Source organism: Microcystis sp. M53602_WE12 (assembly GCF_030065455.1).
Lineage (GTDB): Bacteria > Cyanobacteriota > Cyanobacteriia > Cyanobacteriales > Microcystaceae > Microcystis > Microcystis aeruginosa.
The window spans coordinates 1-9,440 of the sequence record NZ_JASJFB010000212.1 but is presented as its reverse complement, the minus strand read 5'-3'; the positions used below and the strand labels follow the sequence as shown (position 1 = coordinate 9,440).

Annotated in this window: 15 protein-coding genes; 9 read left to right on the top strand and 6 right to left on the bottom strand. The window is 40.9% G+C overall.

Annotated elements, in window-relative coordinates:
- Positions 1-247 precede the first annotated feature (247 nt).
- The 3 genes from PX482_RS07825 to PX482_RS07815 all read right to left on the bottom strand — a co-directional run bounded on the left by PX482_RS07825 (position 248) and on the right by PX482_RS07815 (position 1,512).
- A complete protein-coding gene (locus PX482_RS07825) occupies positions 248-598 on the bottom strand; it encodes a HepT-like ribonuclease domain-containing protein (protein WP_002757284.1) in 351 nt (116 codons plus the stop codon).
- Positions 588-878, bottom strand: coding sequence for a nucleotidyltransferase family protein (locus PX482_RS07820; protein ID WP_002757283.1), 291 nt, complete (start codon positions 876-878; stop codon positions 588-590). The genes PX482_RS07825 and PX482_RS07820 overlap by 11 nt, the downstream gene beginning before the upstream one ends.
- Positions 879-1,014: 136 nt before the next feature.
- Positions 1,015-1,512 carry a helix-turn-helix domain-containing protein gene (locus PX482_RS07815; RefSeq protein WP_043998850.1) on the bottom strand — a complete coding sequence of 166 codons (498 nt, stop codon included), beginning with the start codon at positions 1,510-1,512 and terminating at the stop codon, positions 1,015-1,017.
- A 266-nt stretch (positions 1,513-1,778) separates the two neighbouring features.
- Here PX482_RS07815 and PX482_RS07810 point away from each other — a divergent pair, with 266 nt between their 5' ends.
- Positions 1,779-2,516, top strand: coding sequence for a hypothetical protein (locus tag PX482_RS07810; protein ID WP_288122281.1), 738 nt, complete (start codon positions 1,779-1,781; stop codon positions 2,514-2,516).
- Positions 2,517-2,684: 168 nt separating this feature from the next.
- Positions 2,685-2,948 (top strand): DUF2442 domain-containing protein, encoded by a 264-nt coding sequence (locus PX482_RS07805; RefSeq protein WP_002757272.1) that lies wholly within the window; start codon positions 2,685-2,687, stop codon positions 2,946-2,948.
- Positions 2,949-2,957: 9 nt separating this feature from the next.
- Here PX482_RS07805 and PX482_RS07800 read toward each other — a convergent pair whose 3' ends face one another.
- Positions 2,958-3,113: a hypothetical protein gene (locus PX482_RS07800; protein WP_002757270.1), complete on the bottom strand. Its 156-nt coding sequence runs from the start codon at positions 3,111-3,113 to the stop codon at positions 2,958-2,960.
- A 63-nt stretch (positions 3,114-3,176) separates the two neighbouring features.
- Here PX482_RS07800 and PX482_RS07795 point away from each other — a divergent pair, with 63 nt between their 5' ends.
- The 7 genes from PX482_RS07795 to PX482_RS07765 all read left to right on the top strand — a co-directional run bounded on the left by PX482_RS07795 (position 3,177) and on the right by PX482_RS07765 (position 7,856).
- Positions 3,177-3,467, top strand: coding sequence for a type II toxin-antitoxin system RelE/ParE family toxin (locus PX482_RS07795; protein ID WP_002757268.1), 291 nt, complete (start codon positions 3,177-3,179; stop codon positions 3,465-3,467).
- A gap of 9 nt (positions 3,468-3,476) precedes the next feature.
- Positions 3,477-3,767 carry an addiction module antidote protein gene (locus PX482_RS07790; RefSeq protein ID WP_002757266.1) on the top strand — a complete coding sequence of 97 codons (291 nt, stop codon included), beginning with the start codon at positions 3,477-3,479 and terminating at the stop codon, positions 3,765-3,767.
- A gap of 289 nt (positions 3,768-4,056) precedes the next feature.
- Positions 4,057-4,857, top strand: a complete 801-nt coding sequence (gene cobA, locus PX482_RS07785; protein WP_002757264.1) for a uroporphyrinogen-III C-methyltransferase — start codon at positions 4,057-4,059, stop codon at positions 4,855-4,857.
- A 10-nt stretch (positions 4,858-4,867) separates the two neighbouring features.
- Positions 4,868-5,287: a secondary thiamine-phosphate synthase enzyme YjbQ gene (locus PX482_RS07780; protein WP_045362918.1), complete on the top strand. Its 420-nt coding sequence runs from the start codon at positions 4,868-4,870 to the stop codon at positions 5,285-5,287.
- Positions 5,288-5,419: 132 nt separating this feature from the next.
- Entirely contained in the window at positions 5,420-5,914 is a 495-nt protein-coding gene (locus PX482_RS07775; protein WP_002748906.1) for a photosystem I reaction center subunit III, read from the top strand.
- A gap of 45 nt (positions 5,915-5,959) precedes the next feature.
- A complete protein-coding gene (gene psaJ / locus PX482_RS07770; protein ID WP_002738148.1) occupies positions 5,960-6,088 on the top strand; it encodes a photosystem I reaction center subunit IX in 129 nt (42 codons plus the stop codon).
- A 166-nt stretch (positions 6,089-6,254) separates the two neighbouring features.
- Positions 6,255-7,856 (top strand): peptide ligase PGM1-related protein, encoded by a 1,602-nt coding sequence (locus PX482_RS07765; protein WP_002757259.1) that lies wholly within the window; start codon positions 6,255-6,257, stop codon positions 7,854-7,856.
- Here PX482_RS07765 and PX482_RS07760 read toward each other — a convergent pair.
- Both PX482_RS07760 and sipA read right to left on the bottom strand, forming a co-directional pair.
- Positions 7,843-8,793: a glycosyltransferase family protein gene (locus PX482_RS07760; RefSeq protein ID WP_002757257.1), complete on the bottom strand. Its 951-nt coding sequence runs from the start codon at positions 8,791-8,793 to the stop codon at positions 7,843-7,845. The genes PX482_RS07765 and PX482_RS07760 overlap by 14 nt on opposite strands.
- Before the next feature lie 66 nt (positions 8,794-8,859).
- The gene (gene sipA, locus PX482_RS07755; protein ID WP_043998849.1) at positions 8,860-9,072 is read right to left on the bottom strand and encodes a regulatory protein SipA; all 213 of its coding nucleotides are present in this window, start codon (positions 9,070-9,072) and stop codon (positions 8,860-8,862) included.
- Between the last annotated feature and the right edge of the window lie 368 nt (positions 9,073-9,440).

The following is a 9,440-nucleotide window of genomic DNA, read 5'->3' as shown; positions in this document are numbered from 1 at the left end:
ACTTTTCTTGGTGTACCCGTGTTTATTGTAATATTTCTCAATGGACAGGGAGCGAGCATATTTGCTGAAACCGAGTTAGATTTATGGGGGGTTTCCTTGATTTCTACCAGGGAAGAGGGCATCAGAAATTCTCTTAATTCCTTCCAAGGCACAGGTTATGGCCTTTTGTCAAGAACGTCAGTTAAATTGCTTTTTTTATATAACTCATTCCCCCTTAATTGAATAAGTTGAGGGGGAATTTTATAGATTAATTTTCGGCTTCATTTTCTAAAATTTCCTGTAATTGTGAACGCAATGGAGTTAGATTATTTTCAATCGTCCGCCAAGCAATTGCCAATTCTACCCGAAAATATTCATGAAAAATGACATTTCGCATATCTCCCATTAAACGCCAAGGAATTTGAGAATAACGCAATTGTATCTCACTAGGAATATTTCTAGATGCCTCACCAATAATTCCTAAATTATAAAGAACTGCTTTAAGAGTCACTCGATTTGAGCTAAAATCTTCAAAGGTCATATTAGCCGTCCATTCCAAGATTTCATCAATGGATTCAATAATATCTTGAAGACGAAGTTGCCAATCTCTAAAAGGCATTAATCACATCCTTTAATACAGGTTGTCGTAAATGTTCTTTTAAAGAATCTTGAGTACCTAAATCAACAGAACATCCTAATATATCTTCTAAGTAAAGTCGTACCTCGATAAACTCAAATAACCCTACCGCTTTACTAAATTCTACCAATAAATCTACATCACTGTCAAAACGTGCTTCATCCCTTGCTACTGAACCAAATAGAGACAGAGATTTTACCCCTAGTTTTTCTAATTGTTCTCGGTGTTTTGCGAGAATTGTTAGTACTTCATCTCGTTTCATGGCTATTTCCTGAAATCTGATTCCTTCATTGTAACCTTAATGGTTGTCTCGTTGATATTGGCTCTCATGATGAAGTTTATTAAAATAGAAATTATTATTGAACTTAGAAATGCTCTGCCAGTGCCAAATACCACCATTAATTAGTTTGCTTAGGTTTTTCAAGTTGCTCTTTAACTAATTCTAAGGGAAGTTTTAACACTCTAGCAATTTGTTCGACGGTTAAGCCTTCTTTCATCAATTCTGTAGCGATTTCGAGTTTATATTCTTCTTCTGGATCAAATTTTTGTAATTGGTTTTCTGGTAGTTGATTACAGATATGACCTTTATTAATTTGGACACCGTTAACGACATTATTGTTAGCGACATTATAATAATACCTTCGCAGACTAGACCTAAGATTAGCTTTATTAACTTCTTCTCCTAAAATTTCCGATAAGGTTTTCCATAGCTTACCGGCTACATCCTTGACATATTTCTCGGAACGATGATGATTTTTAGCGATTTCTGTGTATTTTTGGTGATTAATCACCCCTTCTAAGATTTCAGACTGAACATCATCTAAATTCTCTCCTGTATAGGAAAAGATGAGATTATCAACAGTTGTAATTAAAGAGTGAATATCAAAATTGTTCATTTTTAAACACAGAGTCAAGATTAATAAGCTTTTACCCGACATTATATGACATTATAAGGTGTACGGTCAATTTAATATTATTTTTAGATTTAAGTTATTTTTCTTAATACTGCTTTATATAACTTTATATGACTTTAAAAGCCTTGAAGGAAAATTTCAACGTATTTAGAATACGGTGGTATTTTATATTGGAGGTGGGAAGTCACAAAATGCGACTTAAACCGTTTGTATTTATTGTATCTAGTTTCTTGAGTTCCTCTTTGTCCATGAATGCTCTTGCTATCAGCCTAGGTGGGGGTATTTCTGGATCTTATGAAATATTTAAAGGTATAATAGAGCCGTTCGATATTACAATTGATGGACAAACAATTAATACAGGATTAGTAAATTTTACACTAGATTCTTCAGAGTCTTCAAACTTTATTTTTGATTTTAATAATATGACTCATGCCTATGAAGCGAGTCTTTTGATAACAGCACCAGGATTAGATTTACTAGGTGCACCACCGCAAAGAATCACTGTCAGCTTAACAGGAGCAATAACAAGTACAGTACCAGATGATGTTATTCCTGGTTCAGAATTTGATTTAACAATTTTTTCTGAAACTCTAACAGGAGGTGGCGTATTTGAATCAGGACAATTATTATCAGGTTGGAGATACAATAATATTCAAATAAATACCACAAATGTTACCAATGTAAATGTACAAATAGGAAATGACAATAAAGCTGAAACGAAGTGTGATACCTCTAGTAAAGCTGAAGGAAGTGGACGAGTTGATGCTAACTTAACTGATCCTACGGGAAAACAAGTTATCCCTCTTACTGGACAAGGACAGACAAGTTCAGGTAATAATAAACTAAGCTGTCCACCTCCAAAAACATTAGAACCCACCTCAACCCTAAGTCTTCTTTCCCTGGGAATACTTGGTGCAGGTGCAACCCTAAAACGCAAAGTAAAACGCTCTCATTCAACCGAAAAAGAACCCAGTAACGTCGGTTAAATTGCTTTTTTATATAACTCATTCCCCCTTAATTTTAGACCAGTTGAGGGGGATTTTTATGCTCTTGCTTCTCCTTCTTGTATTTTTAACTGAATATTTGCTATAATAAACGAAGGGTAAGCATCAATCATCTTCAAGCGATAGAAACTATTATTGAGGAACGACAAAATGAACTTAGAAATGCTTGGACAAAACACTTCTCAAGCTGAAGTAACTCATATTTCTTCCCATGGAATATGGATTCTGGCAAACAATGAAGAAATGTTTCTTTCCTATCAAAATTTTTACTGGTTTCAAGATGTCCCTATTAGAAAAATTTTAAATATACAAGAGCCTTTTCCTAATCATTTTTATTGGCCAGATTTAGATGTAGATTTAAGCAAAGAAATTATTAAAAATCCTGAGAGATTTCCTTTAAAAGTTAAAGCCTAGTTTTTATCCTTAATTAAGTGCGATGCCGAAGGCACTGCGTAGCAGCACGCTGATCTTGTAGGGTGCGTTCCCTAAGGCAACTTCTACCGCTCCAGCGATCGATTTTTGGGGAACGCACCATGCACATTGATTATTGCGATCGCTGATCTTGTAGGGTGCGTTCATAAAATGTAACGCACCTTATTTTTATTGCTTGTCCTTCTGTATCCCATAGGATACACTTAAGGCATGATTGAAATTCGCCAGACCGAAACCTACTCTCAGTGGTTTAGCAATTTGCGGGATCGCCAAGCAAAAGCACTTATAGACATTCGTGTTCGTCGCCTGTCTATGGGCAATCCAGGCGATGTTAAACCAGTAGGAAAAGGTGTATCGGAACTGCGGATCGATTATGGCCCAGGCTATCGGGTGTATTTCATTCAGCGAGGCGAGACCTTGATCATCCTCTTGGCAGGAGGAGATAAGCAAACTCAAGAACGGGACATCAAAACAGCATTAAATTTAGCACAAGACTTATAGGAGATTTTCATGGCTACTATCCAAACCTATCCTTGGGATGCGGCAGAACATCTCGAAACAAAAGAAGATATAGCTGCATATCTTGAAGCAGCTCTTGAAGATGGCGATCCAAGCTTAGTGGTAGCAGCATTAGGTGATATTGCTCGATCTAAAGGGATGACACATATTGCCCGTGAAACAGGGTTGGGGCGTGAAAGTCTCTATAAAGCTTTGTCAATCGAAGGCAATCCAGAGTTTGCCACAGTTCTTAAGGTCTTACAATCACTTGGGTTACGCCTCCAAGTCGTACCAATTGCCTAACTTCACCGTTATACTGAATCGGTTTTTAATAGCATGATTAACTCCCAATCCCACTTTAAAAACCCGCTCCCTTTTCCCCACTTTCCACTCCCCCATACCTGTTAAACGGGATTTAGGATCAGAGCGATCGCTAGATTAAGGGTTAAGTAATGTTAAGATCATAATTCTTCATGAAGAAAGCGCATGATCGCCGAGTAACTGTAGCTAAAAATACCAAATTTTGCCCCAGTCACAATACATTAGGGATCAAGCGCATTCGATCGAAGCAGGAATTTTCTCCCCAGTATCTATGAATCAATCAGAAAGTTGTGGTAAGGTCTATCTCGTCGGTGCAGGTCCCGGAGATCCCGGTTTGTTGACCTTAAAAGCGAAAGTTCTCCTAGAAAATGCCGATGTTGTCCTCTATGATGCCCTAGTCAGCCCCTCGATTCTGACCATGATTAACCCCAGGGCCGAACAAATCCATGGGGGTAAGCGTTGCGGTCGTCATTCTCTAGTACAGGAGGAAATCACCGCTTTACTGATCGAGAAGGCCCAGACTAATGCTGTGGTTGTTCGTCTCAAGGGGGGTGATCCCTTTGTTTTCGGTCGCGGGGGTGAAGAAATGCTCGATCTGATTGCGGCTGGAATTAGCGTCGAGATCGTGCCGGGGATCACTTCAGGAATTGCCGTGCCTGCCTACGCCGGTATTCCCCTCACCCATCGCAATTATAGTTCTTCCGTTACCTTCGTCACCGGCCACGAGATGGCGGGTAAATATCGTCCTCAAGTTAACTGGTCAGCGATCGCCCATGGTGCGGAAACAATTGTTGTTTATATGGGTGTGCATAATTTACCCTATATTATCGGCGAGTTAACCAAGGCCGGCAGAAGTCCAGAAACACCGATCGCCCTGATTCGCTGGGGAACAACACCGCAACAACAGCAGTTAATCGGTACTTTCACCACGATTATGGACCAGATCGAAGCCACCGGCTTTGAAGCCCCAGCGATCGCTGTTATCGGTGCAGTGGTGAACCTTCACGATCTCTTGCAAGCGGGACAACCTTTGCTATCGAGGACAATCCCCCCCACCCCCATTTCTCCCTGATTCGGTTTCCATGCGTCAATATCAAAAATCCCTGACGATTACCACCAGTCCCAAGAATTTCCATCGTCTCACTGCCCCCATAGAGGCGATCGTGGCTGAATCGGGCATAACGACGGGATTATGCAGTGTCTTTGTCTGTCACACCTCCGCTTCTTTGCTGATCCAAGAAAATGCCGATCCCGATGTTCTCACCGATTTGGCCAATTTCTTCGCCAAGTTAGTCCCGGAAGATAGCAGTCTCTACTATCACTCTACCGAAGGGCCAGACGATATGCCCGCTCACATTCGCTCGGTCCTAACCCGGACATCGGAACAAATCCCGATCGCTAGAGGTAAATTAGTTTTAGGGATCTGGCAAGGTATCTATCTCTGGGAACATCGTCAGAGTCGTCATCAAAGGCAAGTGGTGGTTCATATCACCGGGGTCTGAAGCGTTGCGTATAGTTTTGTAATAGAAACTTTACTCGTACCCCTCATCGGAGTAAGATTTTTTCCGTGTACGATCAAATTGTTCGCTTTTTGAACAAAGAACTTCATATTTCGTAACAAAAGGAAACAATTTATGCGAAAATTGTTCGCTCTGGCCCTGGTGCTATCTCTCTGGTTCACCTTTGCCGCTCCAGCGTCGGCTGATTTGTCCAATCTGACCCCTTGTAGCGAAAATCCCGCTTTCCTACAAAAAGCGAAGAGTTTCCGCAACACCACTCCTGACCCCGAATCGGGAGCCAAACGCGCTCAAACCTACTCCCAAGCTCTCTGTGGACCGGAAGGCTATCCGCACCTAATTGTGGATGGTCGTTGGGATCACATGGGCGATTTCTTTATCCCTAGCATCCTATTCCTGTACATTACCGGTTGGATCGGTTGGGTTGGTCGGGCCTATTTAATCGCCGTGCGCGACAGCAAAGATGCGGAAATGAAGGAAATCATCATCGATGTTCCCCTCGCTTTGAGCAAAATGTTAACGGGTTTTCTCTGGCCGTTGGCGGCTTTACAAGAGGCCACTTCCGGTAAATTAACCGTTAAGGATTCGGAAATTACCGTTTCCCCTCGTTAATTTTTGTGTCAAACCCTTGACTTTTTATTCCCTAGGAGAACTCAGATGGAAGGACTTACTAAATTTCTCTCGTCCGCACCCGTGTTAATTATGGCGCTGCTGACTTTCACCGCCGGGATTTTAATCGAATTTAATCGCTTTTATCCCGATCTCTTATTCCACCCGCTAGGCTAAAGGCAATCTCAGGTGATTAAAGGGGATACAGAGTCCACTGTATCCCTTTTTAAGGGCAACGATCGGAGGGACTGGGGGAATATTAAGAAAAGAAAGGCACTGGAGACGACAGGCTCTAAAAATCGATAAGATACAGGTGTCTGCAACCACAGAGGTGGGACAAACCATGCTGTTAGATAGAGATTTGATGCTAGGAAAGCGTCTGCGGTATCAAGAATTACAAGAAAAATTAAAAGAGATTTGGCAGGGAGAAAACGTTCCCGAATCCGATGAATGGGATTATGATATCCTAGTTGTCCCTTCTTTTAGTATCGATCAGAGAGTCGGTCAAAAAGTAGCGGGTTTTTTACATTACGAAGAAAGATTATTATTTTCTCTGATTCGGTTGCGACACCCGAAAACTCGTTTAATCTATGTAACAGCGCAGCCACTGGCGCGGATGGTGATTGATTATTATCTGCAATTGTTGCCTGGGATTCCTTTTTCCCATGCTAATAATCGTCTGTTATTACTGACAACTCACGATAACTCTTTTCAACCTTTAACCCAAAAAATTCTGGACAGACCGCGCTTAGTAGCAAGAATCCGGCAAGCGTTGCGTCGAGATCGTGCCTACATGGTTTGTTTTAATTCTACTAATTTAGAGCGAGAATTGTCTTTACAATTAGATATTCCTTTATTTGCCTGTAGTCCAGACTTATTGTATTGGGGTTCTAAAAGTGGCAGTCGCGAGATTTTTGCTCAAGGCAATATTCCCCATCCTGACGGTAGTTTACAGGTAAATACGGTCAAGGATTTGTTGTATGAGGCCGCTAGTTTGTGGTCCCGTCAACCGCAACTAAAACGCATGGTAGTGAAGTTAAATGAGGGGTTATCGGGAGAAGGAAATGCAGTTTTAGATTTACGTCCTTTAGGGGTAATTGTTGATAGTAACAGTCTAGATTTAAGCGAGAAAATGAATCTCTTGTCCAAACAATTAGAGAAGATGAGTTTTCAAGCAAGGGATGAAAATTGGGAGAGTTTTTCTGGCAGAATTGCTGAATTAGGGGCAATTGTCGAAGCTTTTATTGAAGGAGAAGAAAAGCGATCGCCAAGTGTGCAAGGTTATATTACACCCACGGGAGAAGTGAATATTCTTTCCACTCACGATCAAATTTTAGGCGGTCCCGATGGTCAAATTTATCTAGGTTGTCATTTTCCTGCCGATGAAAATTATCGCCTGCAATTACAGGAATTAGGTCTAAAAATAGGGGAAATTCTGGCAGCAAAGGGGGCAATTGAACGCTATGGAGTTGATTTCGTCGCTGTCAAAAATCCAGAAACTTTAGTCTGGGATTTACAGGCGATCGAAATTAATCTGCGAAAAGGAGGAACTACCCATCCTTTCATGACTTTGAAGCTTTTAACTAATGGTGAATACGATCAAAAAACCGGATTGTTTTTCAGTCAACCTCACCAAGAAAAGTATTATATTGCCTCCGATAATCTCCACAAACCCCAATACAAAGGTTTACTTCCCGATGATTTAATGGATATTATTGCTAAACATCACTTACATTTTGATAGTAGCAGTAAAACAGGAACAGTTTTTCATCTCATGGGTGCGCTGTCAGAATTTGGTAAATTAGGGTTAACTTGTATCGGCAATTCTAGTGAGGAAGCTGCGGCAATTTATCAGCGTGTGGAACAGGTGTTAGATTGGGAAACAGAGCATAGTTCCATAAATTTAGGTTATTATTATTCTGGATTACCGATCACTTGGATATAGAAGGTTTTTCTGGCAAGAATTTGCGTTTTAGGGAATCGATAGCTCGTCCGGGTACTTCCGTCGCTTGAGCGAGAATTAAATTCCAAAGATAACCGTATTTAGGGAAATTTCTCAGGAGAATCACCTCGGCAATAAAGTAAAAACGTTTAGTTCTTTTATACTCAGGAGGATTATCTTCAATCCGCAGTTGTTCGGCTATTTCTGGCAGCCAATGACCGATAGTTTTACCTTGCTCAAAAAACTTGGCCTGAATATACAAACCCAGTAATCTATCTAAACACCAAAAGGGAATATATTTAATCGGACCAGTGACACTCATGGAAGCAGTAATCTCTTTAACTGCCGGTTGTACCAGTTCGTTTTTCCAAACTTTTTTATCAAAGTTTTCCATGTGAGGACCCTTGTGATCTCGACGTTTCCCGATCAGGGCGCTAGGATTAAAAGGATTATCTAAAGGAGCGATCGGTACTTCTAATAAATAATTATTCTCTTTAAACAAGTTACTATTATTCTCTCTCCTGCTACAGATAGCTAAACTTTTTACATCGGGAATTGTTGGCCAAGGACTCTCCAATTTTTCTCGTTCACCGTAGGGAAATCCACATCTGGCTAATCTTAATACCCAACTATTGGGAAAGCGGTCAAAATAGTCTTTGACTAAGGTGACGATCTCAGGGTGTAAATATTCATCGCAATTGATTGTGAGAATATAAGTACCTCTGGCATTTAAAAATCCTGTACTTCTTTGAATAATTTCACCTCGTAAAGCACAGACAATCTGTTTCATGCGTGGATCATTGACTGGGGAAGGTTTGACCCCAGGAGGATGAACTAAAATAAATTCTATATCTCCCTTGACTTTCAATAATTCTCCTAGCCAATGTTCGCTAAATCCCTCGCGCATCGGGATAACGATCGATAGAAAAGTATTAGACATAAATTAACTCTTTAGATTTGCTTGTGATTTATCAAAGTTGTCTTGACTGCGATGCACTTAACTGGTTTAAATGGCCTCTAAATATTTGCTATCGAGCAGAAATGAGCCTCGAGCGAATTTTACACCCCAATAACCCCCCGGCCGGCGATCGATTACCGTGCCGATATCGTCGATATCGAGCAGCTCTGGCGGCCGTAACATAGGCATGGGATCGGCGGTTTTCAGGTAAGGGGGAATGGCAATCAGACGGACTTTTCCCCCGACGCTAATTTCACTCATGGTACTGGCTAGATGCGATCGTGATAATTTTCCAAGTTAGCATATTTCAAATCATTCTCAAGATAGATTCCCTAGGGAATAGGTATTCTGTAAGCTGTTGCCATCCGCCTTTGGCGTTGGGTTGGGCTGTTGCCTAACCTAGCGGCGAGGGGGGCGATCGCTATCGGTACAATCAAAAAGACCCAAAATCTTAATCGCTAGTTAGGGAGAGGAATGTAAAGATTTATGGCTCTTCGGGACTTGTTATGGTTCGATAGGGGGGCATAAATCGACTCAATCCTTATCTGGCAAGAGATTTAATTGATTAGTTCGCTCCAGATCGCAAACAATTGACAAAAATTGCGGCAATGTCTGTCTCTATAAAGGTT